General features: G+C 75.3%; 21 protein-coding genes. 10 read left to right on the top strand and 11 right to left on the bottom strand.

Annotated elements, in window-relative coordinates:
- Positions 1 to 42: 42 nt before the first annotated feature.
- Positions 43 to 2,103: a protein kinase domain-containing protein gene (locus ACSNOA_RS24575; protein ID WP_436661783.1), complete on the bottom strand. Its 2,061-nt coding sequence runs from the start codon at positions 2,101 to 2,103 to the stop codon at positions 43 to 45.
- Positions 2,104 to 2,248: 145 nt separating this feature from the next.
- On the opposite strand from ACSNOA_RS24575, the gene ACSNOA_RS24570 reads away from it, so the two are divergent.
- Together ACSNOA_RS24570 and ACSNOA_RS24565 are read left to right on the top strand one after the other, a co-directional pair.
- Positions 2,249 to 2,449 carry a hypothetical protein gene (locus ACSNOA_RS24570; RefSeq protein WP_436661781.1) on the top strand — a complete coding sequence of 67 codons (201 nt, stop codon included), beginning with the start codon at positions 2,249 to 2,251 and terminating at the stop codon, positions 2,447 to 2,449.
- Positions 2,449 to 3,246 (top strand): site-2 protease family protein, encoded by a 798-nt coding sequence (locus tag ACSNOA_RS24565; protein WP_436661779.1) that lies wholly within the window; start codon positions 2,449 to 2,451, stop codon positions 3,244 to 3,246. Before ACSNOA_RS24570 ends, ACSNOA_RS24565 begins: the two co-directional genes overlap by 1 nt.
- A 49-nt stretch (positions 3,247 to 3,295) precedes the next feature.
- On the opposite strand, the gene ACSNOA_RS24560 is transcribed toward ACSNOA_RS24565, so the two are convergent.
- Positions 3,296 to 4,294 carry an aldo/keto reductase family protein gene (locus tag ACSNOA_RS24560; RefSeq protein ID WP_436661778.1) on the bottom strand — a complete coding sequence of 333 codons (999 nt, stop codon included), beginning with the start codon at positions 4,292 to 4,294 and terminating at the stop codon, positions 3,296 to 3,298.
- 101 nt (positions 4,295 to 4,395) lie between these two features.
- Positions 4,396 to 9,804: a WG repeat-containing protein gene (locus ACSNOA_RS24555; RefSeq protein ID WP_436661776.1), complete on the bottom strand. Its 5,409-nt coding sequence runs from the start codon at positions 9,802 to 9,804 to the stop codon at positions 4,396 to 4,398.
- Positions 9,805 to 10,043: 239 nt separating this feature from the next.
- Here ACSNOA_RS24555 and ACSNOA_RS24550 point away from each other — a divergent pair, with 239 nt between their 5' ends.
- From ACSNOA_RS24550 to ACSNOA_RS24540, 3 genes are read left to right on the top strand one after another with little or no spacing between them, the layout of a single operon-like run.
- Positions 10,044 to 10,895: an ABC transporter permease gene (locus ACSNOA_RS24550; RefSeq protein ID WP_436662437.1), complete on the top strand. Its 852-nt coding sequence runs from the start codon at positions 10,044 to 10,046 to the stop codon at positions 10,893 to 10,895.
- On the top strand, positions 10,888 to 11,703 hold the full coding sequence (locus ACSNOA_RS24545) for an ABC transporter permease (protein ID WP_436661775.1): 816 nt from the start codon (positions 10,888 to 10,890) through the stop codon (positions 11,701 to 11,703). Before ACSNOA_RS24550 ends, ACSNOA_RS24545 begins: the two co-directional genes overlap by 8 nt.
- Positions 11,700 to 12,731, top strand: coding sequence for an ABC transporter ATP-binding protein (locus ACSNOA_RS24540; protein ID WP_436661774.1), 1,032 nt, complete (start codon positions 11,700 to 11,702; stop codon positions 12,729 to 12,731). Before ACSNOA_RS24545 ends, ACSNOA_RS24540 begins: the two co-directional genes overlap by 4 nt.
- A gap of 6 nt (positions 12,732 to 12,737) precedes the next feature.
- Here the strand turns inward: ACSNOA_RS24540 and ACSNOA_RS24535 are convergent, their stop codons facing one another.
- From ACSNOA_RS24535 to nadA, 4 genes are all read right to left on the bottom strand, one after another.
- Positions 12,738 to 13,298 carry a helix-turn-helix domain-containing protein gene (locus ACSNOA_RS24535; protein ID WP_436661772.1) on the bottom strand — a complete coding sequence of 187 codons (561 nt, stop codon included), beginning with the start codon at positions 13,296 to 13,298 and terminating at the stop codon, positions 12,738 to 12,740.
- Positions 13,299 to 13,415: 117 nt separating this feature from the next.
- The gene (locus ACSNOA_RS24530; protein WP_436661770.1) at positions 13,416 to 14,018 is read right to left on the bottom strand and encodes a DUF3043 domain-containing protein; all 603 of its coding nucleotides are present in this window, start codon (positions 14,016 to 14,018) and stop codon (positions 13,416 to 13,418) included.
- Positions 14,019 to 14,097: 79 nt separating this feature from the next.
- Positions 14,098 to 15,453: a UDP-N-acetylglucosamine 1-carboxyvinyltransferase gene (gene murA, locus ACSNOA_RS24525; protein ID WP_436661768.1), complete on the bottom strand. Its 1,356-nt coding sequence runs from the start codon at positions 15,451 to 15,453 to the stop codon at positions 14,098 to 14,100.
- Between the two features lie 210 nt (positions 15,454 to 15,663).
- Positions 15,664 to 16,863 carry a quinolinate synthase NadA gene (nadA, locus tag ACSNOA_RS24520; RefSeq protein WP_436661766.1) on the bottom strand — a complete coding sequence of 400 codons (1,200 nt, stop codon included), beginning with the start codon at positions 16,861 to 16,863 and terminating at the stop codon, positions 15,664 to 15,666.
- 44 nt (positions 16,864 to 16,907) lie between these two features.
- Between nadA and ACSNOA_RS24515 the strand changes: the two genes are divergently transcribed.
- From ACSNOA_RS24515 to ACSNOA_RS24505, 3 genes are all read left to right on the top strand, one after another.
- On the top strand, positions 16,908 to 18,065 hold the full coding sequence (locus tag ACSNOA_RS24515; protein WP_436661764.1) for a glycerate kinase family protein: 1,158 nt from the start codon (positions 16,908 to 16,910) through the stop codon (positions 18,063 to 18,065).
- Positions 18,066 to 18,229: 164 nt separating this feature from the next.
- Complete coding sequence (gene erpA / locus ACSNOA_RS24510) at positions 18,230 to 18,598, top strand: iron-sulfur cluster insertion protein ErpA (protein WP_436661762.1); 369 nt, start codon at positions 18,230 to 18,232, stop codon at positions 18,596 to 18,598.
- 162 nt (positions 18,599 to 18,760) lie between these two features.
- Complete coding sequence (locus tag ACSNOA_RS24505; RefSeq protein ID WP_436661760.1) at positions 18,761 to 19,738, top strand: carbohydrate kinase family protein; 978 nt, start codon at positions 18,761 to 18,763, stop codon at positions 19,736 to 19,738.
- Positions 19,739 to 19,914: 176 nt separating this feature from the next.
- Here the strand turns inward: ACSNOA_RS24505 and ACSNOA_RS24500 are convergent, their stop codons facing one another.
- Entirely contained in the window at positions 19,915 to 20,148 is a 234-nt protein-coding gene (locus tag ACSNOA_RS24500; protein WP_436661759.1) for a sulfurtransferase TusA family protein, read from the bottom strand.
- Positions 20,145 to 21,296, bottom strand: coding sequence for a cysteine desulfurase family protein (locus tag ACSNOA_RS24495; RefSeq protein ID WP_436661758.1), 1,152 nt, complete (start codon positions 21,294 to 21,296; stop codon positions 20,145 to 20,147). Before ACSNOA_RS24495 ends, ACSNOA_RS24500 begins: the two co-directional genes overlap by 4 nt.
- A gap of 193 nt (positions 21,297 to 21,489) precedes the next feature.
- On the opposite strand from ACSNOA_RS24495, the gene ctaC reads away from it, so the two are divergent.
- Both ctaC and ACSNOA_RS24485 read left to right on the top strand, forming a co-directional pair.
- On the top strand, positions 21,490 to 22,461 hold the full coding sequence (gene ctaC, locus ACSNOA_RS24490; RefSeq protein ID WP_436661757.1) for an aa3-type cytochrome oxidase subunit II: 972 nt from the start codon (positions 21,490 to 21,492) through the stop codon (positions 22,459 to 22,461).
- 10 nt (positions 22,462 to 22,471) lie between these two features.
- Positions 22,472 to 22,897, top strand: coding sequence for a cytochrome c oxidase subunit 4 (locus tag ACSNOA_RS24485; RefSeq protein ID WP_436661756.1), 426 nt, complete (start codon positions 22,472 to 22,474; stop codon positions 22,895 to 22,897).
- 65 nt (positions 22,898 to 22,962) lie between these two features.
- Here the strand turns inward: ACSNOA_RS24485 and ACSNOA_RS24480 are convergent, their stop codons facing one another.
- The gene (locus ACSNOA_RS24480; RefSeq protein ID WP_436661754.1) at positions 22,963 to 23,163 is read right to left on the bottom strand and encodes a hypothetical protein; all 201 of its coding nucleotides are present in this window, start codon (positions 23,161 to 23,163) and stop codon (positions 22,963 to 22,965) included.
- Positions 23,164 to 23,398: 235 nt separating this feature from the next.
- Positions 23,399 to 24,445, bottom strand: coding sequence for an anthranilate phosphoribosyltransferase (gene trpD, locus ACSNOA_RS24475; protein ID WP_436661753.1), 1,047 nt, complete (start codon positions 24,443 to 24,445; stop codon positions 23,399 to 23,401).
- Between the last annotated feature and the right edge of the window lie 22 nt (positions 24,446 to 24,467).

The raw sequence follows: 24,467 nt of genomic DNA, 5'->3' as shown, positions 1-24,467 counted from the left end.
CCTTAAGGCCGCCGGGCGTACCCGTGCCTGCCGGCCCGGCGGTCAGTCACAGTGCTCGAAGGGACTCGCGTAGCTGGCCCCGCCGGTCGAGCCGCCCCACTTCACGCACGCGCCGGCGGCGCTGGCGCGCACCGGGCCGGCGTAGTAGTCGTACGAGCCGCTGTCGGTGCTGCGCGCCCGCCCCTTCACCTCGAGGTACGCGGAGGCCGCCGTCTTCGTGCCGACCGCGGTGTCCTTGAGCGTGACGGCGCAGTTGTTGCCGTTGCCGGGGTTGTAGAGCAGGTAGACGCGGCCCCTGCGCTGCCCGCCGGCGGTCAGGGTGGCCGAGTCGATGACCTGGTATCCGGCACCGCACACCTCCCCGGCCGTGTACGGGTTGGGCTTGCTGGTGGGCTTCGCGCTCGTCGCGCCGGCCGTCGGTCGGGGGCTGCCGCCGCCGGTCGGCGCGGTGCTCTGCCCGGCGCCCGGGGTTCCGTGGGGACGGCCGGTCGGGTCGGTGGCGCCGCTCGGGCCGGGGCTGCCCGCCGACCGGGTGGCGCTCGGCGTGGCCGTGGGCCGGTGCGCGGGGGTGGTCGCGTCGGCCGAGGGGGGTGCGCCCTGCTCCTGCGGCGCGGCCTCGGATCCGCCCGTCAACGCGGCCGGCCGGTCCTGGGTGTCGGGCCCGCCGCCGGGGCGCAGCGCGATCACGGTCACCGTCGCCACGAGCGCCACGAGCACGGCCGCGGCGCCGACCAGCAGCCCGCGCCGGCGCCCGGGGGGCGTGGACCCCACGAGATCCTCGCGGGTGTCCGGCTGGCGCGGCGACACGGCCGCGACCCCGGCGGGCCATCCGGCCGGCTCGGGCGTGCCACCCGGACCGGCGCTGGCGGCCGGTGTCCCGTGGGAACCCGGACCGGAGGTGGGCGCCGGCGCCCCGCGCAGGCTCGGCGCGCCGGGCGGACCGGAGGTCGGGGCCGGTGGCCCGAAGGCCGGAGCCGGCCGGCCGGCCCCGGCGGGCCGGACATCCGTGGCCGGCGCGGCGGGGGAGACGGGTGGAGCGCCGGCGGGCGGGGCGGGAGATTCCGGGGCGCCCGTGGGCCGCGTACCGCCGGGAACGGCCGGCGGGACCGGACCCGGCGGACTCGGCAGCGGCGGTTGCGGGGCGGCGGCCGGCGGGGTCGCGGGACCGGCGGGCGCGGGACCAGCGGGCGTGGGGCCGGCCAGCGCGGGACCGGCCGGCGCGGGGCCGGCCAGCGCCCACGGCGGGCGGGCGGAGAGCGGAATCGTGGCGAGTGTGGCGTCACGCGCCTCGGCGGCGGCGCGCGCCATCTCGGCGGCGCTGCCGAACCGGTCGGCCGGGCGCTTGGCCATGGCCCGCGCGACGAGGTCGGCGACGGCCGGCGGGGTGCCCGGCGGCAGCGCCGCCGGCTCGTCCTGCTGGTGCCGCAGCGCCACCTCCAGCGGGTTCTCCCCGGCGAACGGGGGCTGGCCGGCGAGGCAGTAGTAGGCGACCGTCCCCAGCGCGTACACGTCGGTGGCCGCGGAGACCGGCTGGCCGGTGGCCTGCTCGGGTGACATGTAGGTGGCCGTGCCGAGGACCATGTTGGCCGCGGTGAGCCCGTTCAGGGCGGGCGAGCGGGCGATGCCGAAGTCGACGAGCACGACCCGCCCGTCCGACTTGACCAGCAGGTTGCCCGGCTTCACGTCCCGGTGGACGATCCCCGCGAGGTGGGCGGCGTGCAGCGCCTCCGCGGCCTGCGCCACGATCGACATCGTGGACGCGGCGTCCAGCCGGCCGGCCCGCCCGATCCAGGACACGAGCGGCTCGCCGTCGACGTACTCCATCACCAGGTAGTCGACGCGGGTGCCGTCGGCGAGGGTCGCCTGGCCGACGTCGTGCACCGCCACCACACCGGGATGGCGCAGCGCGGCGAGCATCCGGGCCTCGGCGCGGAAGCGGGTCGTGAACTCGGGGTCGGCGACCAGCGTCGGCAGCAGCACCTTGACCGCCACCTCGCGTTCCAGGAGCAGGTCCGTGCACTTCCAGACCGCGCCCATCCCGCCCGTCGCCACACGCTCGCCCAGCCGGTACCGGTCGCTGAGCACCACATCCCGAGTCAGCACCGAGCCACCGTACCGGCCGACGCGGAGACGGCGATCAACCCCGTGGGCGGCACCGGGGGGTGAGCGAGCGGCCGTGGCGCGCCGGGGCGACTACGCTGGCGGGGGTTCGTCCCGCGTGGGACCGGACGGCGAGGGGAGACGCGGCATGGCGTGGAGCTGGCGGTACGAGGGCACGGACGGCAAGCCGGCGCAGGGTCCGGCGGAGTCGTTCGGCAGCCAGGCCGACGCCGAATCCTGGATCGGCCAGACCTGGCGAGAGCTCGCGGCGTCCGGCGTCACCTCGGTCGCGCTCGTCGAGGACGACCGGGTCGAGTACCGGATGAGCCTGCTGCCCACGGCCGAGTGATGGGCTACGACCGTCCGGGCGGGGACGCGCTGGTGCTCGGCGTGCCCCGGGCGGCGTTCCGGCCGAGCCCCGTCTTCGTCGCCCTGGTCGCGCTGTTCGCGACGACGGGTGTGCTGGCCTGGAACAGCATCGGCAACGTCCGGCTGGACGTGTTCGGGTTCGTGGTCTCCGGCTGGCTCGTCTCGCTGTGCCTGCACGAGTACGCCCACGCCGTGGTCGCGTACCGGGCCGGCGACCGGGGCGTCGCCCACCGCGGCTACCTGACGCTCAACCCGTTGAAGTACAGCCACCCGCTGCTGTCCATCGCGCTGCCGGTGCTCGTGGTGCTGCTGGGCGGCATCGGCCTGCCCGGCGGGGCCGTGTGGGTGGACCGGCACCTCATCCCGGGGCGGCTGCGGCACACGCTCGTGAGCCTCGCCGGGCCGGCGACGAACGTGCTGTTCACCCTGCTGCTCGTGCTGGCGCTGCGGGTCGGCACGGGGCTGGGCGGGTCGCTCGAGTTCTGGGCGGGCGTGGCGCTGCTCGCGTTCCTCCAGCTCACCGCGAGCGTGCTCAACCTGCTTCCGGTGCCCGGTCTCGACGGCGGCAACATGATCCAGCCGTGGCTGAACCAGCAGTGGCGCCGCATGTACGACCTCTTCGCCCCGTACGGCTTCATCCTGCTCTTCGCGCTGCTGTGGAACCCGCGGATCGGCGGCTGGTTCTTCGACGTGGTCTTCACCGTCGGCGACGTGCTCGGCCTGCCGTCCTGGCTCTACGCCACCGGGCTCGACCTGGTCCGCTTCTGGCGGGGCTGACCGGAGCCGGTCCGGCCGGGGCTCGCGCCGCGGCCGGACCGGACGGGTGTCACGGGCGCTCGGCCGGGCTCTCGGTCTTGGCCGGGTCGCGCTCGGTGATCGGGTCGACGATCTCGTCGATCGCCTTCAGCAGGTCGGCGTCGAGCTTCACGCCGGCGGCCTTCACGTTGTCGTGCACCTGCTCGGGGCGGGACGCGCCGATGATCGCCGAGGAGACGTTCGGGTTCTGCAGCACCCAGGCGATGGCGAGCTGGGCCATGCTGAGCCCCGCCTGCTCGGCCAGCGGCTTGAGCTGCTGCACCCGGGTGAGCACCTCGTCGTTCAGGAACCGGGCGATGAAGTTCGCGCCCGACTTCTCGTCGGTGGCGCGGGAACCGGCGGGCGGCGGCTGGCCCGGCAGGTACTTGCCGGAGAGCACGCCCTGCGCCATGGGCGACCAGACGATCTGGCCGACGCCCAGCTCCTCGCTGGTGGGCACGACCTCGCCCTCGATGACCCGCCAGAGCATCGAGTACTGCGGCTGGTTGGACACCAGCGGGATGTGCAGCTCCCGGGCGAGCTTGTGGGCCTCGCGGATCTGCGACGCCTTCCACTCGGAGACGCCGATGTAGAGCGCCTTGCCGGAGTGCACGACGTCGGCGAACGCCTCCATCGTCTCCTCGAGCGGGGTGCTGTAGTCGTAGCGGTGCGCCTGGTAGAGGTCGACGTAGTCGGTGCGCAGCCGACGCAGCGACCCGTTGATCGACTCCATGATGTGCTTGCGGGACAGACCCCGGTCGTTGCGGCCCGGCCCGGTGGGCCAGTACACCTTGGTGAAGATCTCCAGGCCTTCGCGCCGCTCGTCGGCGAGCGCGCGGCCGAGCACGTCCTCGGCGCGGGTGCCGGCGTACACGTCGGCCGTGTCGAAGGTGGTGATGCCGGCGTCGAGGGCGGCCCGCACGCAGGCGAAGGCGGCGTCCTCCTCGACCTGGGAGCCGTGGGTGATCCAGTTGCCGTACGAGATTTCGCTGACCATCAGGCCGGAACGGCCAAGGTGACGGAATTCCATGACCCGACCCTAGTCCCGGCTCCCGGCGGCCCCAACCGCCCGGCCCGCCGGTGTGCGGTGGGCGTCACCCTGGCGGCCCAGGAAAGGCGCGCGTGCGCCGGTCAGATGACCGGGTTCGCGTCCGCGAGCAGCCGCTCGATCTCCTCCAGCACGTCCTCGGGATTCCGGTGCACGGGGTCGATCAGCGGATTGCCGTGCCGGTCGAGCGCGCCCCACCGCCCGCCGCCGGTCGCCACCAGGAACGCGACGGGATGGATGACCAGTGCGGCGTGCACCGGCGGCACGAGGACCGCCCCCGTGTGGTCTACGACGCCGTGGCGGCCGGCCACCTCCACGACGGCCAGCCCCTCGTCGGTGAAGCCGTCGACGGAACGCCCGTCGGCCAGCGAGGTGCGGAAGCTGTGGTAGCGGGTGGGCACCACGAGCCGGCCCGTCCGGTCCACCGCCCCCCACCCCTCCCGGCGGACCGGGGCCACACCCCGGTGGAACGGCCGCACGTCGGCGAAACCCGCCGGGATGACCACGTCACCGGTGGGGTCGATGGCCTGCCAGCCCTCCGCGCCGTCCCGGACCACCCAGGCCAGGCCGTCGGAGAACGGGCGCACCGCGAGGTACGACGGCTCGATCACCGTCGTGCCGGTGAGCGCGATCAGGGACCAGCGGTCCGTGTCCGGCCGGCGTACCCAGGCCAGCCCCTCCCGGAACGGCTGGGCGTCCGCGTACCGGGCCGGGATCACGAGGTCGCCCTCCGGGTCCGCGTACCCCCAGCGGGCGCCGTCGCGCGCGGGCACCGGGGGTTGGATCCGCTCCAGCACCTCGTCGCGGCTGCGGGGGTACGGCCCGAAGCCCTCGGCGGCGGCCCGCTCGGCCACCGCGTCGAGTGCGAGGCGGATCCGGGCCAGCAGGTCGGCGTCCCCGGCGCCCCGCAGGTCGAGCGCCTGCTCGAAGTGCTGGCACGCCTCCATGTACCGGCCCTGGTCGAAGCAGGACCGCCCCGCGTGCTCGTGGATCGCGGCCCGCAGCCGGTCGGGTAGCTCCGGTGAGGTGGCCCGGGCGAAGAGCTGGTCCGCCTCGGTGAACTCGCCACGCCAGCGCAGCACGTGCGCCAGCCGCGCCTGCGCGAGCGCGATCCGGCGCAGTTCCCCGGTCGCCTCGGCGTACGTGAGGGCGAGCCGGGCGTCGGCGAGCGCGTCGTCCAGCTCGCCGAGGATCCGGGACACCACACCGCGCAGGCTGAGCAGCCGGGCACGAGCGCGGTTGTCGACGGCCGAACCGAGCTTCTCGGTCAACCGCCGGCGGATCGTCCGCAGCTCGTCGGGCTCCGCCACGATCTCGCGGAGGGTCGCGGGATCCAGCTGCCAGCGGTAGCCGGCCAGCACCCGCTCGGGATCGCCCTGCTCGGCGCGCCCCGACCCGGCGGGCGGTGCGGATACGGACGGCGCGGGCAGCCCGGAGACGGGCCCGATCGGCGGTCCGGAGACGGACGCGGCGGGTGGCGCGGACACGGGTCCGGCGGCTGACGCCGAGACGGCCGTGGAGCCGGTGGGTGCCGCCGAGACGGGACCGGCGGGTGGCGCCGAGACGGGGCCGGTGGGTGGCGCGGAGACCGGCGCGGCGGATGGTGCGGAGACCGGCCCGGCCGGTGGTGCGGACACGGGACCCGCAGGTGGCGCGGACACGGAAGCGGCCGGCGGCGCGGAGACCGGCCCGGCCGGTTCTGCGGACACGGGGCCCGCGGGTGGCGCGGACACAGGCGCGGCCGGCGGTGCGGAGACCGGCGCGGCGGGTGGTGCGGACACGGGCGCGGCGGGCTCGGGGGCGGTCGGGCCGGCCGCGGTCGGCGTGGGGATGACGGGATCCCCGGCCTGGGCGGGCGGTGCGGACACCGGTCGCGCGGCCGGCTCTGTCGCGGCGCGCTGGTCGGGAATGGACCGGGGCGCGGGCGACGCGTCCCGCTCCGAGGCGTCCCCCGCGAAGGCGCCCCTCTCGAAGGTGTCTCCCGCGAAGGTGTCCTCCTCGAAGGTGTCTCCCGCGAAGGTGTCCTCCTCGAAGGTGTCTCCCGCGAAGGTGTCCTCCGTGAAGGCGTCCTCGTCGGGCATGGCCGAGGGCGGCGAGGCTGCCGGCGGGCCGGAGGCCGGGGTGACCGTCGGGCGGCCCGCGGCGGAGGAACCCGAGACATCGTGCGGCCCGTCGGCGTCCGGACGGCCCGGTGCGGGCGCGGCGGAGACCGGGTGCGCCGGCTCCGTGGGGTCGACGGTGGCGGGCGGCCCGGACGCCGGCCGGGGCGCCACGACGCCGTCCCAGGCCGGGTGGTCGTCGTCCTGCGGCACCTCGACCGTGCTGCCCGCCGGGACCGCGTGCGCAGGCCGGTCCGACGTGAACGGCGCCCCGTCCGGCGGCGGCGCGACCGCGTCCGAGGACGGCGCGGCCGAATCTGAGGGCGGCACGAGCTGCTCGGGCGACGGCGACGACGCGGGAGCGTCCGTACCGTCCGACGACGCGGCCGTGGCTCCGCGCGCGGCGGCCTCGCCCTCGGCGGGCGGGGCGGACACCGGCGCCACGCTCTGCCGCGGCAGCGGTGCCCACTCGGTGGCGCTGGCAGGCTCCGGTGCCGCCGGTGCCGCCGGTGCCGCCGGGGTCGCGGGGCCGGGCGGCGCGGGCGTGCTTGCCGTCCACGGGGGAGGCGCGGGCGCCGTTTCGGAGCCCCGCTCGGCCTCCGGAGGCGTACCGCCGTCCGGCTCCGGGCCCGCCGTGTCCCGTGCGTCGCCCATCGCGTCCGGCTCCGGGCCCGCCGTGTCCCGTGCCCGGCCCGCCTCGCCGGCTGCGGTTGCGGGGAACCGCGGTGGTGCGGCCACGTCGGCCGGGCCGTGCGACGGCGGGTGGAGGGCCGGTGGGGCCGAGACGGGGCGGGCCGGAGGTTCCGTCGCCGGCTCTGCCGTCGTGTCCGGGGCGAGATCCTCCGGCCCCGCCGCCGCTGGCGGTGCGTCGGGGGGATTGGCGGCAGAGGACGACGACGCCTCGACCGCCTCGGCCGTCGGTGGGTCCGTCTCGATCGGACCGGCGGCCGGCTCGGGCAGCGATGCGTCGACCGGCTCGTCCGTGGACGGGGACGGGGGCGTGTCGGTGGGGTCGGCGGCCGGCGCCGGCTCGTCGGGGTGCGCCGGACGGAACCATGCGTCCGCTCCGCCGTTGCCCGGCGTGGACACGACGGCGGGCGGGGTCGGCTCCGACGGGGCCGGTGGGACGTACCGCCGTGGGGCGCCGGGGCGGGGCGGCGCGTCCGGTTCCGCGGCCGGTGAAGTCCCGGACGCGGCGGCCGCCGGGCTGGGCCGGCCATCGGCCGGCGGACGGGGGTACGGCTCGTCGCTGGAGCGTTCGGCGGGCGGTCGGACGGAGTCCGGTCGGCCGGTCGACGATCGGGTGTCCGGCGACTCGCCGGCGCGTGCGCCTGGGTAGGGCGGAGGGGCGTCGGCGCTGCCCGAGCCCGGCCGGTTCGGAGCGGACGGGTCCGTTGCGCCCCACCGTTGCGGGGCGTGCGGATACTCCGCTCGGGAACGGTCCGCCGGCGGTCCGGAGACCGGGCCGGGCGACGGTGGCGTGGCGGGCGCAGGCCGCGCGGACGCGGGCGAGACCGGAGCCGCGGAGACCGGGCGGGCGGGCGGTCCGTGGAGAGCCCCGGGAGGCGGCCCCGCCGGCCCCGCCGGCGCGGGCGGAACGGGCGCCGGGGACACGGGGCCGTCGGGTGGCCGGTGGGTGCGGCCGGGCTGGGGCGCCGGGCCGTGCGGCGGGCGGTGGGGTGCATCGACCGGAGGCGGGCCGGCGGACGGCGGTCGAACGGGCGCCGGGGAGACCGGGAATTCGCCGTCGGGCTGCGGCGCCGTCGGTCGGGCCGGCGGGGCGGGGAGCTGCGGCGTGGCGTGCGGCCGACCGCCGGCGGGGGCGGGCGGCACGGGGCGGCTGTCGGTCGAGCCGGGCGGCACGGGACGGCCGGGTGACGGCGCGGACGGCGCCGGGGGCCCGGCGGCCGGGGCGGGGGACACCGGCCTGCCAGCCGGCGGCGCGGGTGGCACGGAACGACCGGCCGGCGGCGCGGGGGACACCGGCCGGCCCGCCGGCGGGGACGCCGGTGACACCGGGCGGCCGGCGGGCGGGGCGGGGGAGACGGGCGGGCCGGAGATCGGCACGTCCCGGACGGGACCGCCGGTCGCCGGCGGGCCGGAGAAGGGCCGGCCGGGCACGCGGTGCGGGTCGTCGTACCGGGACGGCATGTCCCGGCGCTCGCCGCCGCGCGGCGCCGGGCCCGGGTCGACCGGCCGGCGCTGGTCCGGCCGCGGCTCGCCGCGGCGGCTCGGGTCCCAACCGGGCCGCAGCGGTCCGGCCGGGGGCCAGGGCAGGCCGGCGCCGTGCTCCGGGTGCGGTCGCGGTTCGCGGTACGCCTCGGGCCGCGCCTCCCCGCGCGAGCGCCGCTCGACGTACGGCTCGGCGCGGCCGGCCGCCTCGCGTGGCTGCCGGTGCGGCTCCTCCTCGGGCCGGTGACCGTCGCGGTACGGGCGCTCGTCGCCGTAGCGGGGGCGGCCCGTGCGGTCGTGGTCGAGGTGGCGGAGGTGCTCGTCGTCGGGTCGTGGTCGCGCGGCCGGGTGCGGCGGCCGGTCGTCGTACCGTGGCGGCTCGGTGTGCGGCGCGGACCGGGGGCGGACGGCGTCGGTGTGGTGGGCCTGCTCGGCGGGCCGCCGCGGGCCGCCGCGACCGGGCTCGTCGACGTAGGGGGCGTGCTCGGGGTGCCGCGGGGTGTCCGGCCGGCGACGGTCGTCCGGGTGGTGGTCCCGCTCGCCGCGGCCCCGGGGGTAGCGGGAGCGGCCGTCCCCCTCCGCCGGGCGGCGCTCGCGCTCGGCGGCCGGCCGGTTGGCGGCGCGGCCGCGGGGCGGCGCCTCCTCGGCGGGCTCCGGCATCCAACCCGCGTCCGACCGGGGCCCGGAGGAGACCGGCGGAGCCACGGGGTACGCGGCGGCCGGCTCCGACCAGGACGGACGGGCCTCCCGGCGGTCGGGTGGGCCCGTCTCGCGGTGCCAGGCGGCGTCCCGTGGCGGCCGCTCGTCGCCGCGCGGGCGGCGGTCGGCCCACTGGGTACGGCCGTCGGACGCGGACCGCCCGGCCGGCGGGCGCTCGTCGGGTCGGGTCGGTTCGGCATGCGGGCGGAGGTGCGGCTCGTCGCCGTACCGCCGCCCGTCGAGGCCGTCCGGTCGGCGGTCCCCGCCGTGGGGCTCGTCCTCCGGCGGCTCGTCGGCCCAGGACCGGCCGAGGTACGTGCCGTCGGGGCGGGTCGGCGCGAGCGGGGGCACGTCGGCGCGGCCGACGACGCTGGCGCGGCCGCGCGGGGGCGGCGCGTGCTGCATGCCGATGTCGCCGGGGTAGCGCTGGCCGGGGAACTGCGGGTGCCACTCGTGGGTGGGTTCGACCATCCAGGACGGTTCGGCCGGGTCCTGCCACCGGTCGTCGTACCGGCTGCTCATCCGGGCTGCCTGTCGCCACGCCCGGGGCCCGTGCGGATGGCCGACTCCCGCCGTCGGGTCGCGGTCGCGCTTCCGTGACCGCCGGGCGTCGGGCCCACGAGGACCGCGCTGCGGTGGCCGGCTCGCGTCCGCTCGCTCACGGCGTTGTCACCTCGTTGCCAATTGTCGCGCTGGGCACCCGACCTGCCGGTAGAGTCGCCCGTTCCGGCAGGGTGTGGCTGCGGATGGAGGGTAGCGGCGTGGGCTCGGTCACCGCCACTGTGGCACCGTTCACCACCTCAAACGTTATCCTATGGTTCCGGACATTTAGGGCTATAGCCGCATCCGGTTTCCGACGATACTCCACCTACCGCCAGGCGGCGGTGGCCGGGATCGTGACCAACGTGGTCTTCGGCTTCCTCCGCTGCTACGTGCTGCTCGCCGTGGCCGGCGGGGCGGGGGCCGCGGCCGGGTACGACCGCCGGCAGCTCGCCACGTTCGTCTGGGTCGGACAGGGACTGCTCACCGTGATCCTGCTGTGGGGCTGGACGGACCTGGCGGACCGGATCCGCACCGGCGACATCACGGGCGACCTCCTGCGGCCCGTCCACCCGGTGACCTCCTACCTGGCCACCGACCTGGGCCGTGCCGGGTACGCGGCGCTGGCCCGGCTGCTGCCACCGACACTCGTGGGTCCGCTCTTCTTCGACGTGTACCTGCCGACCCGCTGGCCGACCGTGCCGCTCGCCGTCGGCTCGGTGACCGCCGCCGTGGTGCTCAGCTTCGCCTGCCGCTACCTGGTCAACGCCACCGCGTACTGGTTGGCCGACGTCCGGGGGCCGATGATCCTCTGGACGGTCGGTTCGGGCGTGCTGGCCGGGCTCTACTTCCCGCTGCGGTTCCTGCCCGAGTGGCTGCACGTGCCACTGTGGATCGCCACCCCGTTCCCGAGCCTCCTCCAGACCCCGCTCGACGTGCTGGTCGAGCGGGATCCCCTGCCGGTGCAGGTGGGACTGGTCGCGGTCCAGGTCGGCTGGGCCGCGCTGCTGCTCGCCACCGCCCGGCTGGTGCAGCGCCGCGCCGAGCGCCGCCTGGCGGTGCAGGGTGGCTGACCGGCCCGGGAGCGCCCTCACCGCGTACCGGGCGCTGCTCGGCGCGCAGGCGCGGTCGCAGGCCGCGTACCGCACGTCGTTCGTGGTCGAGCTTGTCGGCAACGTGGGCGCCACGGTCTTCGACGTGCTCACCGTGCTCGTCCTCTTCGGCGTGACCCGCGAGCTGGGCGGGTTCACCCTGCGCGAGACGCTGGTGATGGTCGGCCTCTCCGCCTGCGCGTTCGCCACCGCCGACCTGCTGGTCGGCAACATCGAGCGGATCCCCCGGTACGTGCGCACCGGCACGCTGGACGCGGTTCTGCTCCGGCCCCTCGGTGCGCTGCCGCAGCTGCTGCTCATGGACCTGCCGCTGCGCAAGGTCTCCCGCGCGTTGTCCGGGCTCGCCGTCTGGACCGTCGCGGTCGCCTCGGCCGGCATCGACTGGACGCCCGGCCGCGCGCTGCTGGTCGTGCTCGCCCCGGTGGCCGGCGTGGTGTTCTTCGGCTCGGTCTTCGTGGCCACGGCGACCGTGTCGTTCTTCTGGGTCGAGTCGGGCGAGTTGGCGAACTCCCTCACCTACGGCGGGCGGGACTTCACCTCGTACCCCGTGACCGTCTACGGCGGCTGGTTCCGCGCGCTGTTCGCGTACGGCCTGGGGTTCGCCTTCGTCAGCTACCATCCGGCGCTGGCGCTGCTCGGCCGCGCCGACCCGCTCGGCCTGCCCGCCTGGGTGGGTTTCGCGGCGCCCGGCGTGGCGCTGGTCGCCGCCGCGGCCGCCGCGTTCGCCTGGCGGTTCGGCATCCGTCACTACCGGAGCACGGGCTCATGACAGAGGTCATCTCGGCGCAGGGGCTGCGCAAGGAGTTCACGGTACGGGTCAGGACGGGCCGGCTGCGCCGCACGAAGCGGGTGCGGGCCGCGGTCGACGGCCTCGACCTGCGTGTGGAGCGGGGCGAGATGCTCGGCTACATCGGGCCGAACGGCGCCGGCAAGTCCACCACGCTGAAGATGCTCACCGGCGTGCTCACGCCCACGGGCGGCGACGTACGCGTCTGCGGGCTGCGCCCGGTCGCCCAGCGCACCCGGCTCGCGCTGCGCATCGGCGTGGTCTTCGGGCAGCGCTCGCAGCTGTGGTGGGACCTGCCGCTGCGGGACTCCTTCGACCTGCTGCGGCACGTCTACCGGGTGCCGGCCGGCGAGCACGCCGCCCGGCTGCGCCGCTGCCGCGCCCTGCTCGACCTGGACGCCTTCCTCGACGTCCCGGTCCGCCAGCTCTCGCTGGGCCAGCGCATGCGCGGCGAGCTGACCGCCGCGTTGCTGCACGGCCCCGAGGTGCTCTTCCTCGACGAGCCGACCATCGGCCTCGACGTGGTGAGCCGGCAGGCGGTCCGGGGCTTCCTCGCCGAGCTGGGCAGCGCCGGCGACACCACCCTCGTGCTGACCACCCACGACCTCGCCGACATCGAGCGGCTCTGCCGGCGTCTCGTGGTGGTCGACCACGGCCGGGTGGTGCACGACGGCTCGATCGCCGACCTGCACCGGCGGTACGGGTCGCGTCGGCTGGTCGTCGCCGACCTGGACGCCCCGCTGGCGCAGCCGCCCGAGCTGCCCGGCGCGCCGCTGCACCGGGTGGCGGCCGACGGCCGCCGGCTGGTCTACGCGCTCGAGTCGGCGGGCGTGGCGGAGGTGGTCGCCGGCCTCGCGAACCTCGCGAGCCTGCGCGACATCTCCGTCGTCGAGCCCGACATCGAGGAGGTGGTCGCCCGCCTGTACCGCAGCCCGGTGGACGAGGCGGCACCGACCGCCGCGGTCACCGCGGTCACCGCGGGCGACCCGGAGGCCGCGGCGCCCGCCTGACATCCCTCAGGGGTGCTCCATCACCAGGACCGCGACGGTGCCGGGGAAGAGGGCCTCGTACCGGTGCGGGGCGTCCCCCGGAAACGTGGCGTAGTCGCCGGGACCCAGCTCGACCTGGCCGGACTCGGGGCCGACCCGCACGCCGCCGGCCGCCACCACGACGTGCTCCACGCTGCCCGGCGTGTGGGCGTCGGCCGTGCGGACGGCGCCGGGCTCGAGCTGGATGAGGTAGATGTCCCGGCGGACGCCGGGGGAGCCCGCGCTGAGCAGCGTGCCCGTGAAGTCCGCCCGCTCGGACCGGACCCGGTGGCCGTGGCCGGCCCGGACGACGTGGACGGTGGGCGTGGGCGGCTCGACGAGCCGGCTGAGCGGGACGCCGAGCGCCTCGGCGAGGGCCCAGAGCGTGTCCACACTCGGGTTGCCGCTGCCCGCCTCCAGCTGCGAGAGCGTGGACTTGGCGACTTTCGCGCGGCGGGCCAGCTCGGTCAGCGAGATGCCGACGCGCTCCCGCTCCCGACGCAGCGCGGCGGCGATGACGGCCAGCGGGGGATGCCCTTCGGCGGCCATTCGGTCACTCCGTCGGTCTGATGAGGCGCGTTCCGCACGGTGAACAATCCGTACGCTACACCGAACGGAGCGTGGCCGAACGCCGCTCGCGACGCCGTCGTGCCCGAGGGCCCGCCGTCAGACCGGGTCGCCGAGGTTCACCCGGGGAGCCGGGGTCCGCATCCGCCGGAACGTGATCGACCGCATGATCGCGTACAGGTAGAGCGAGCCCATCCGCTGGTCGGTCCGCGGGAACCGCTCCTGCACCAGCTTGCGGATCTTGCGGCAGATCAGCAGGGAGTCGACCACCACGCCCAGGGCCAGCGCCCCCCAGAGCAGGTTGGAGACCAGCCGGACCACCGGCGGCATCGCCGCGTTCGAGCCGATCAGCACGATGAGCGCGCCGCCGAAGAACCAGGTGCCGACCGTACGCCGGGAGTCGACCACGTTCCGGACGAGCAGGCGCTCGGGGCCACGGTCGCGCGGACCGCCCTCGCGACGGAACTCGGCCGCCGCCTCGGAGCGCTGCTGCCGGCGGCGCTCCCGCGCCTCCTCCTTGGTCAACGGCTTGGTGGGGGTGCCGCCCGGACGCCGGCCGGCGCTGGGCCGCTTCGGCGTCTCACGACCCTTGGCGGGCGTGTAGCCGCGGGGGCGGGCGGACGCGGACTCCTCGTCGGGCGTCACGGAGGTGACGGTGTCCTCGACGAGGTCGGTGGACTTGCGGCGAAACAGCGACGGCACGCGGCAAGGGTAGCCAAACGGCGGCGCCCGGTGCACATCGCGGTGCACCGGGCGCGAACCCGAGGTGGGGGAGGTGGGGTTACGGCCGCTCGACGTGCGCGCCGAGGTCGGCGAGCTTCGCCTCGAAGTCCTCGTAGCCGCGGTTGATCAGGTCGACGCCGTACACCCGGGAGGTGCCCTCGGCGGCGAGCGCCGCGATCAGGTGGCTGAACCCGGCCCGCAGGTCCGGGATGACCAGGTCGGCCGCGTGCAGCTTGCTCGGGCCGGCGATCACCGCGGAGTGCTTGAAGTTGCGCCGGCCGAAGCGGCAGGGGGTGCCGCCCAGGCAGTCGCGGTAGACCTGGATGTTGGCGCCCATCGAGTTCAGCGCCTCGGTGTAGCCCAGCCGCTGCTCGTAGACCGTCTCGTGGACGATCGACAGGCCCCGGGCCTGGGTGAGGGCCACCACGAGCGGCTGCTGCCAGTCGGTCATGAAACCGGGGTGCACGTCGGTCTCGAGCGCCACGGACTTCAGCTCGCCGCCGGGGTGCCAGAACCGGATGCCACCCTCCTGGCCCGGCTTGCCGTTGCGCGGAGGCCGCAGGTCGGTCACCTCGTACTCGCCGCCGACCGAGCGGAAGATGTTCAGGAAGGTCATCATGTCGGCCTGCTGCGCGCCGAGCACCTCGACGTGACCGCGGGTGGCCAGGGCGGCGGCGGCCCAGCTGGCCGCCTCGATGCGGTCCGGGATCGGCCGGTGGGTGTAGCCGTGCAGCTTCGGCACGCCCTGGATCTCGATCACCCGGTCGGTGTGCACCTTGATGATCGCGCCCATCTTCTGCAGGACGCAGATCAGGTCGAGGATCTCCGGCTCGACCGCGGCGTTGCGCAGCTCGGTGACGCCCTCGGCCATCACGGCGGTGAGCAGCACCTGCTCGGTCGCCCCGACGCTCGGGTACGGCAGCGCGAACTTCGTGCCGTGCAGGCCGTTCGGCGCGGACAGGTGCAGGCCCTCCGGCCGCTTGTCGACCGTCGCACCGAACTCGCGCAGGGCCTGGAGGTGGAAGTCGATCGGCCGGGGGCCGATGTGGCAGCCGCCCAGGTCCGGGATGAAGGCGTGCCCTAGCCGGTGCAGCAGGGGCCCGCAGAACAGGATCGGGATCCGGCTGGATCCCGCGTGCACGTTGATCTGGTCGGTGCTGGCGCTCTCGACGTTGGCCGGGTCGAAGACGAGCTCGCCTTCCTCCTCGCCGTCGGTCACCTTCACGCCGTGCAGGCCGAGCAGGCCACGGACGACCTCGACGTCGCGGATGTTCGGCACGTCGAACAGCCGGCTCGGGCTGTCGCCGAGCAGCGCGGCGACCATCGCCTTGGAGACCAGGTTCTTCGCGCCGCGCACGCGGATCCGCCCTTCGAGCGGAGTACCTCCGTGCACGACCAGGACGTCGTCGGTCAACGCAACCTCCAGCGCGTAGGTGCTGCTGTGTTGATGGTGGGGTCCACGATGCTGGCTACCCCGAATGCGGCCACCGTGAAACGGACCGCCTGCGTCGTTGCTCCGGCAGCATAGTCCTCGGGGACGAGAATGGAACCGGTCACACCACCCGCAGAGTTGTTAATTGGGTGATCCGGCACTATTGGGTTCCAATGGCACTACGCAGCGTGATCAGCGGCCGCTGCCCGCCGGGGTGCCGGCGCCGGGAAGCGCGAGCATCTGGTCCAGCGCCGCGCGGGCGTGGCGGGCGGTGTCCGCGTCCACGGTGATCTGGTTCACGACCCGACCGGCCGCCAGCTCCTCCAGCGCCCACACGAGGTGGGGCAGGTCGATGCGGTTCATGGTCGAGCAGTAGCAGACCGCCCGGTCCAGGAACATGATCTGCTTGTCCGGGTGTGCCAGGGCAAGCCGGCGCACCAGGTTGAGCTCGGTGCCGACGGCCCACGCCGAGCCGGCCGGGGCCGCCTCGATGGTCTTGATGATGTACTCGGTCGAGCCCACGTGATCGGCCGCCGTGACGACCTCGTGCCGGCACTCCGGGTGCACCAGCACGTTGACCCCGGGCACCCGCTCGCGGACGTCGTTCACGCTGTCCAGCGTGAAACGGCCGTGCACCGAGCAGTGCCCCCGCCACAGGATCATCTTCGCATCGCGCAGCTGCTGCGGCGTCAGCCCGCCGTTCGGCTTGTGCGGGTCGTAGAGCACGCAGTCGTCCAGCGAGTAGCCCATCTCCAGCACCGCCGTGTTGCGGCCGAGGTGCTGGTCGGGCAGGAAGAGCACCTTCGAGCCCTGCTCGAACGCCCAGTCCAGCGCTCGCTTCGCGTTGGAGGAGGTGCAGACCACGCCGCCGTGCCGGCCCACGAAGCCCTTGATGTCGGCCGAGGAGTTCATGTACGTGACGGGGACCGTCTGCCCGGCGACGCCGAGCTCGGTCAGCACGTCCCACGCGGCCTCGACCTGGCCCAGGACCGCCATGTCGGCCATCGAACAACCGGCGGCCAGGTCGGGCAGGATCACCTTCTGGCTGGCCGAGGTGAGGATGTCGGCGCTCTCGGCCATGAAGTGCACGCCGCAGAAGACGATGAACTCCGCGTCCGGCCGGGCCGCCGCCTCCCGGGCCAGCTTGAACGAGTCGCCGGTCACGTCGGCGAACTGGATCACCTCGTCGCGCTGGTAGTGGTGCCCCAGCACGAAGACCTTGCTGCCCAACGCCGCCTTCGCGGCCGCCGCCCGCGCCACCAGACCGGGGTCGCTGGGCGCCGGCAGGTCGCCCGGGCACTCGACGCCGCGCTCGGTCGCCGGGTCGCTGCCGCGGCCCAGCAACAGCAGCGCCGTGGCGGTGTTGGAGGGTTCTACCCAGGTGGAAGTCACGCCCCCCATGCTCCCACAGCGCGGGCGCGGCGCAGCTTCCCCCGATGTGTGCTGCCACACTGCTGCGCATGCGCGTACTGCTCTGCCCGGACAAGTTCGCCGGCACCCTCCCGGCCCCCGAGGTGGCCGCCGCCGTGGCCACCGGTTGGCGGCAGGTCACCGACGGTGACGAGCTGCTGATCCGGCCGCTCGCCGACGGCGGGCCCGGCTTCGTCGACGTGCTCGCCGACGCGCTGCCCGGCCACCGGGTGCCGGTGCCGACGGTCGACCCGCTCGGCCGGCCGGCCGCCGGTGAGATCCTGCTCACCGGCGACGGCACGGCGTACCTGGAGAGCGCCCAGGCGTGCGGGCTGCACCTGCTCGCACCCGACGAGCGGGACCCGAAGGCGACCACCTCGTTCGGGCTCGGGCTGCTGGTCGCCGCCGCCGTCGAGCGGGGCGCCCGGACCGTGGTGATCGGGCTCGGCGGTTCCGGCACCAACGACGGCGGCGCCGGCATGCTCGCCGCGCTGGGCGTCACCCCGCTCGACGGGACGGGCACCGTCCTGCCGTACGGCGGGGCGGCGCTGGCCGCCGTCACGGCGCTCGACGGCGCCCCCCGGCTGCGCGGCGCCCGGCTCGTGGCCGCCACCGACGTGGACAACCCGCTGCTCGGTCTGCACGGCGCGAGCAACGTCTTCGGCCCGCAGAAGGGCGCCGACCGGGCCGACGTGCTGCTGCTGGACGCCGCGCTCGAACGCTTCGCGGCGGTGCTGGAGCGGGACCTGCCCGGCTGCCCGGCGCCGCTGGGCACGCTCCCGGGCGGCGGCGCCGCCGGTGGCGTCGGCGCGGCGATCCTCGCCCTCGGCGGCGCGTGCGAGTCCGGCATCGGCCTGGTCACCCGGGCCATCGGCCTCGACGCCGCGCTGGACGCCGTGGACCTGGTGATCACGGGGGAGGGCTCGTTCGACCACCAGTCGCTGCGCGGCAAGGTGGTGGCCGGGGTGGCCGGGGCGGCCCGCGACCGGGGACTGCCGTGCGTGGTGCTGGCCGGGCAGGTGAGCACCGGCCGGCGGGAGGCCGCCGCGGCGGGGGTGACCGACGCGTACAGCCTCGTGGACCATTTCGGGGGCGCGGAGCGCGGCCTGGCGGCGGCGCTCAGCCGGCCCGCCGAGGGGCTGCGTGAGCTGGGCGCGCGGCTCGCGCGGCAGTGGAGCCGGTGACAGGAGGTGTGACGGGCGCCGCGTGGGACGAGCCCGAGGTCACGTCGCCGGGTCACAGCGCCGTGGGCGGCCTACAATCAGAAACTGGACCACAGTGGGAATCGCTGACCGGCGGGTGACGTTGGTCGGGACGACCACACCATCGCGCGCAGGGAGAATTCCACGTGACCACGCCAGCGCAGACCGAGTCGACCGAGGCCCAGGCCCCTACCACCGTCGTCCTCACCGACGTCGCGGCGCAGAAGGTCAAGGCCCTGATCGAGCAGGAGGGCCGCGACGACCTGCGGCTCCGCGTCGCCGTACAGCCGGGCGGCTGTTCGGGCCTGCGGTACCAGCTCTTCTTCGACGAGCGCTCGCTCGACGGTGACATCGTCACCGACTACAGCGGCGTCGAGGTCGTCGTCGACCGGATGAGCGCCCCCTACCTGGCCGGCGCCACCATCGACTTCGCCGACCGGATCGACGCCCAGGGCTTCACGATCGACAACCCGAACGCGGGCAGCTCCTGCGCCTGCGGCGACTCGTTCAGCTGAGCCGACCCCCACGTCGTCACGACGGGGCCGCCCCTGTGGGCGGCCCCGTCGTTCGTTTGCGGCCCGGTGTCCGGGGGATGGCCGTGGCACGACCGAGCGGACGCCTGGCGGTTGCCGGACCGGTAGGCTGGCCGCGCCCTGCTCCCGACCCCGAGGGTTGACATGAAGATCGCGGTGACCGGCTCGATCGCCACCGACCACCTGATGAGCTTCCCCGGCCGCTTCGCCGACCAGCTCATCGCGGACCAGCTGCACAAGGTCTCGCTCTCCTTCCTGGTCGACGACCTGGTGCTGCGCCGAGGCGGCGTGGCGGCGAACATCGCCTTCGGCATGGGGCAGCTCGGCCTGCGGCCGGTGCTGGTGGGCGCGGTGGGCGCGGACTTCGCCGACTACCGGTCCTGGCTGGAGCGGCACGGCGTCGACTGCGACTCGGTGCACGTCAGCGAGGTGGCACACACCGCCCGCTTCGTCTGCACCACGGACACCGACATGTGCCAGATCGCCTCCTTCTACGCCGGGGCCATGAGCGAGGCGCGCAACATCGAGCTGGCCCCCGTCGCGGACCGGCTCCACGGGCTCGACCTGGTCCTCGTCGGCGCGAACGACCCCGAGGCGATGCTGCGGCACTCCGCCGAGTGCCGGGAGCGCGGCTACCCGTTCGCGGCCGACCCCTCCCAGCAGCTCGCCCGGATGCCCGGCGAGGACGTGGTGGCGCTCATCGAGGGCGCCGACTACCTGATGACCAACGACTACGAGAAGTCGCTGCTGCAGAGCAAGGCCGGGCTCAGCGACGAGCAGCTCCTCGACCTGGTCAAGGTCCGGGTCACCACGCTCGGCAAGGACGGCGTCGAGATCGCCGGGCGGGGCGTCGACCCGATCCACGTGCCGATCGCGCGGGAGATCCGGGCGGTCGACCCGACCGGTGTCGGCGACGGCTTCCGGGCCGGGTTCTTCACAGCGCTCTCCTGGGGCCTCGGCCTGGAGCGGGCCGCCCAGGTGGGCTCCCTGCTCGCCACCCTCGTGCTCGAGACCGTCGGCACGCAGGAGTACCAGGTGCGCCGTGACCTCTTCGTCAAGCGCCTCGGCGAGTCGTACGGCGACGTGGCCGCCGACGAGGTCCGCCCCCACCTGCTCCCGTAACGCCCTCGCCCGCCCGCCCAGCCCTCCCGCCCGCCCAGCCCTCCAGCCCGGCCGATCATGCAGTTGTGGTGCCTGAATTGCGCCTGCTGACGGCCTTTGTGAGGCACCACAACTGCATGATCGGCGCGGCGGGGGGCGCGGCGCGGGGGGCGCGGCGCGGGGCGGGGGGGGGCGGGTCAGTGTTGGCGGCGGACGTCGTACGCCGGGCCGTCCGGGCCGGTGACCCGGCCGAGGAACTCCTGACCCCGCATCCGGCACCAGGCGGGGATGTCCACGGCCGCGGCCGGGTCGTCGGCGAGCACGCGCACCACCGTGCCGACCGGCAGCTCCGGCAGCCGCCGGGCCACCGCGATGACCGGCAACGGGCAGCGCTGGCCCCGGCAGTCGAGCACCTCGTCCGGCAGCGTCACAGCCCCACCACCCCCGCCTCGGCCCGCAGCGCGGCCACGATGCCCGGCAGCTCGTCGAGGAAGCGCTCCACGTCCGCCGCCGTGGTCTCCCGGTGCAGCGACACCCGCACGTTCCCGTGCGACAGCACTCCCATGGCCTCCAGCACGTGCGACGGGCGCAGCGTCGAGGACGTGCACGACGAGCCGGAGGAGACCGCGAAGCCCCGCCGGTCCAGCGCGTGCAGCAGCGCCTCCCCGTCGACGTACAGGCAGGAGAACGTGACGAGGTGTGGCAGCCGGTTCTCCGGATCGCCGACCACCTCGACGTCCGGCACCTCTGCGGCGACCCGCGCCCGGATGCGGTCCACCAGCGGCGACAGCCGGGCCGCCTCGGCCGCGGCGTCGGCCGCCACCGCACGCAGGCTCGCCGCCGCGGCCACGACCGCGGGCAGGTTCAGCGCCCCGGGCGTACGGCCCGACTCCCGCTCGTCGGCCGGGTAGGGCGACTCCCACCGGGTGCCCTTGCGGACCACGAGGAGCCCCACTCCGGCCGGACCGCCCCACTTGTGCGCGCTCGCCGTGAGCACCGACCAGCCGCCCGGCACCGGCACCCGGCCCACCGCCTGCGCCGCGTCGACGTAGAGCGGCACCCCGGCGTCGGCGCACGCGGCGGCCGCCTCGGCCACCGGCTGGAGCGTGCCCACCTCGTGACTGGCGGCGATGAGCGCGGCCAGCGCCACGCCCGGCGCGCGTACCTCGGCCGACCAAACGTCGAGATCCAGCCCGCCGAGCCGGTCCACCGGCACGGAGGTCGCCGCGCCGCCGTCGGCCACGTGCCGTTCCGCGGCGTGCAGCACGGCCGAGTGCTCGATGGCCGAGTGCACCAGGGTGCGGCCCACCCGGCGGCGCGCGGCCAGGCCACCGAGCACCGCGGCGTGCGCCGCCGCCGTGCCGCTGGGCGCGAAGGAGAGCTCGTCGGGGCGTACGCCCAGCGTCTCGGCGGTGGCGGCCCGCGCCGCGTCGAGGAGCTGGCGTGCCCGGCGCGCCTGCGCGTAGAGCTTGCCCGGGTCGGCCCAGCCGTCGTCGAGGGCCGCCAGCAACGCCTGCCGGGCGACCGGGTGCAGCGGCGTCGCCGTTGCGGCGTCCAGGTAGACCGGTGCAGCGTTCACGGGTGCCTACGCTATCGCGCGGGAACGGTCAAGATCCCCCCGTTGGGGGCGGACAGCCACCCCAACACGGTCCAGCCGGTCATGGTCGAGTAATCTGCGACCGTCGGTGACGCCTTTGCCGCCGGTGCTGTCACTCCGCAGGCCGGAGAGGCAGGACGACAGACACCGCGGCGCGCTAGGGAGGCAGGACCAGGTGGTCGCAAGGAGTTCGGAGGTACGGCCGTCGGCCGTACGGCACAGCGCTTCCCCGAGAGCCGGCGGACGCCGGCGGCGTGGTGCTGGTCGGCTCGCCGGGCTCGGTCTCGGCGGCGTGGCGCTGCTGGTCCTGCTCACGGGCTGCGACGTCGGGAGCACGTTCCACGGCTTCGGCTGGCCGCAGGGCGGCATCTCGGCCGAGTCGCGCCGCATGTACGACCTGTGGATCGCGTCCTGCATCGCGGCGCTCGCGGTCGGCATCTTCGTGTGGGGCCTGATCTTCTGGTGCGTGGTGCGCTACCGGAAGCGGGGCAACGACCTGCCCGTGCAGACCCGCTACAACATGCCGATGGAGTTCCTCTACACCATCGCGCCGATCCTGATCGTCTCCGTGCTCTTCTACTACACGGCGATCGTCCAGACCGACGTGAACAAGACGACGAAGAACCCCGACGTCACCGTCGAGGTCGTGGCGTTCAAGTGGAACTGGCAGTTCAACTACCGCGACGGCCAGGGCCCGGACGCCAACACGGTCGCCTCGACCCTCGGCACCAGCGAGGTCATTCCGATCCTCGTGCTGCCGACCGACCGGTCCATCCGGTTCGAGGAGACCAGCCGCGACGTCATCCACTCGTTCTGGGTGCCGGAGCTGCTGTTCAAGCGCGACGTCTTCCCGGGCAAGATCCGTAACGTGTTCGAGGTCTCCAGCCTGGTGACCGAGGGCGCCTACGTCGGCCGGTGCGCGGAACTCTGCGGCACGTACCACGCGTTCATGAACTTCGAGCTGCGGGTCGTGTCGCCGGAGAAGTACGACCAGTTCCTCGCGGCCAAGCAGAGCGGCAAGACGACGCAGGAGGCCCTGACCGCGATCGGCGAGGCGCCGTACGCGCAGACCACCCAGCCGTTCGAGACCCGGCGCACGCAGAGCAACTTCAACCCGGGCGACGTTCCGGCCGGCACGGGACGGTGAGGGAGCCGACATGAAGACCGAGTGGAAGATCTTCCTGGTCATCGCGACGTTCCTGGCCGGCGCGACCATCCTCTACGGCGCCTGGACGGCCGGTGAGAGCGGCCGGGTCGAGTGGGTCGGCACCGTCGCCCTGCTGCTGTCGTTCCTGCTCTGCTCGATGTGCGGCGGCTTCTTCTGGTTCGTCTCCCGCCGTATCGACCTCCGTCCGGAGGACCGGGCGGACGCGGAGATCGCCGACGGCGCCGGCGAGATCGGCTTCTTCAGCCCGGGCAGCTACTGGCCGTTCGGCATCGCGCTGGCCGCCGCCACCGCGGGCCTGGGCCTCGTGTTCTGGCAGTTCTGGCTGCTGGGCGCCGGCCTCGTGGCGGTCATCTTCGCCGCCTGCGGGCTGCTGTTCGAGTACTACACCGGCACCCGGCGCACCGCGGAGCACTGACCCGCACCCGGACCACCACGAACGGCCCGTCTCCCGAGGGAGGCGGGCCGTTCGGCGTGCGGGGGTCAGGCGGCGTGGCGGCGGGCCGGCTGGCGGCGGCGGGCGAGCCGGGGAGCGCGGAAGGCGAACGTCGCGATCAGCACGGCGGCGCCGCAGCCGGTGCAGACGAGTTCGGGGCAGTCGACGCCGTGCCCGTCGGCGCACGGCGGCGCCTCGAACGGCTGAACGCCCTCGCAACTGTCGCAGTAGAGCTCGCGGTCCGACACGGGCGTCTCCTTTCGCTCCCGGTCCGCCGGCAGGTGCCGCGCGACGGTCGGTGAATCACTCCCGTGTAGTTTGGCACGCCGGTCCGACACGATCGCCGTGGCGGGCGGGTGGCACGCCCGATCGACACCGGTTCGCCGATCCGGCGTTGTCGAACGGGTCCGGACCCCGCCGTACCGGCGGAACGGTGTGGACCAACCCGGAGCAGGACGCGCCGACGACGGCCGCCGCGGCCGGTCAGAGGGCGCGGGCGACTTTGATCCAGCGGTCCAGGGTGGCGGCCGCCGCGCCGGAATCGATCGACTCGGCGGCGCGGGCCATGCCGGCGCGCAGCGCCTCGGTCAGGTCGCCGTCGAGCGGGCCCTGCGTGGCCAGCGCCGCGGCCGCGTTGACGAGGACGGCGTCCCGCACCGGCCCGGTCTCGCCGGCCAGCACGCGGCGCGCCACGTCGGCGTTGAAGGGCGCGTCGCCGCCCCGCAGGTCGCCGATGGTGGACCGGGGCACCCCCAGGTCGGTCGCGTCGAGCGTCGCCTCCCGGACGACGCCACCCTGCGCCGCCCACACCCGCGTCGGCGCGGCGGTCGTGAACTCGTCGAGCCCGTCCTCGCCCCGCATCACGAGCACCGAGTCCCCGCGCGCCGCGAACACGGCGGCCATCACGGGCGCCATCCGCAGGTCGAAGCAGCCGACGGCGCCGGCCCGGGGCCGGGCCGGGTTGCTCAGCGGGCCGAGGAAGTTGAACACGGTGGGCACGCCCAGCTCGCGCCGGACCGGCCCGGTGTGCCGCATGCCGGGGTGGAACCGGGCCGCGAAGCAGAAGCCGATGCCGGCCTCCGTGACGCACCGGGCGACCCCCTCGGGGCCGAGGTCCAGCGGTACGCCGAGGAACTCCAGCAGGTCGGCCGTGCCGCAGGAGGAGGAGGCGGCACGGTTGCCGTGCTTGACGACACGTACGCCGGCGCCCGCCACCACCATGGCGGCCATCGTGGAGATGTTGACGGTGTGCGCGAGGTCGCCGCCCGTGCCGACCACGTCCAGCGCGGTCGCCCGTACCTCGTCGGGCAGCGCGACCGGGACGGCCCGGGTGAGCATCGCCTCGACGAAACCGGCCAGCTCGGTCGGGGTCTCGCCCTTGGCCCGCAGCCCCACGGTGAGCCCGGCGACCTGCGCCGGTGTCGCCGAGCCGCTCATGATCTCGCCCATGGCCCAGGCCGTGTCGGCGGTGGAGAGCTCCTCGCCGCGGAGCAGCGCGTTGAGAAGTTGGGGCCAGGTCCGATCGCCCATCGCGGGCCTCCCGAGCGTGCGG

The sequence above is a fragment of the Micromonospora sp. URMC 103 genome (assembly GCF_051386435.1).
GTDB lineage: Bacteria > Actinomycetota > Actinomycetes > Mycobacteriales > Micromonosporaceae > Micromonospora.
This window is presented reverse-complemented; position numbering and strand designations above follow the sequence as displayed.

Excerpts from the sequence above, each read along its gene's own strand:
- ACSNOA_RS24555 (WP_436661776.1), bottom strand. The coding sequence starts at position 9,804 with ATGAGCAGCCGGTACGACGACCGGTGGCAGGACCCGGCCGAACCGTCC.
- trpD (WP_436661753.1), bottom strand. The coding sequence starts at position 24,445 with ATGGGCGATCGGACCTGGCCCCAACTTCTCAACGCGCTGCTCCGCGGC.
- ACSNOA_RS24565 (WP_436661779.1), top strand. The coding sequence starts at position 2,449 with ATGGGCTACGACCGTCCGGGCGGGGACGCGCTGGTGCTCGGCGTGCCC.
- ACSNOA_RS24515 (WP_436661764.1), top strand. The coding sequence starts at position 16,908 with ATGTGTGCTGCCACACTGCTGCGCATGCGCGTACTGCTCTGCCCGGAC.
- ACSNOA_RS24485 (WP_436661756.1), top strand. The coding sequence starts at position 22,472 with ATGAAGACCGAGTGGAAGATCTTCCTGGTCATCGCGACGTTCCTGGCC.
- ACSNOA_RS24535 (WP_436661772.1), bottom strand. The coding sequence starts at position 13,298 with ATGGCCGCCGAAGGGCATCCCCCGCTGGCCGTCATCGCCGCCGCGCTG.
- ACSNOA_RS24570 (WP_436661781.1), top strand. The coding sequence starts at position 2,249 with ATGGCGTGGAGCTGGCGGTACGAGGGCACGGACGGCAAGCCGGCGCAG.
- ACSNOA_RS24560 (WP_436661778.1), bottom strand. The coding sequence starts at position 4,294 with ATGGAATTCCGTCACCTTGGCCGTTCCGGCCTGATGGTCAGCGAAATC.
- ACSNOA_RS24505 (WP_436661760.1), top strand. The coding sequence starts at position 18,761 with ATGAAGATCGCGGTGACCGGCTCGATCGCCACCGACCACCTGATGAGC.
- ACSNOA_RS24540 (WP_436661774.1), top strand. The coding sequence starts at position 11,700 with ATGACAGAGGTCATCTCGGCGCAGGGGCTGCGCAAGGAGTTCACGGTA.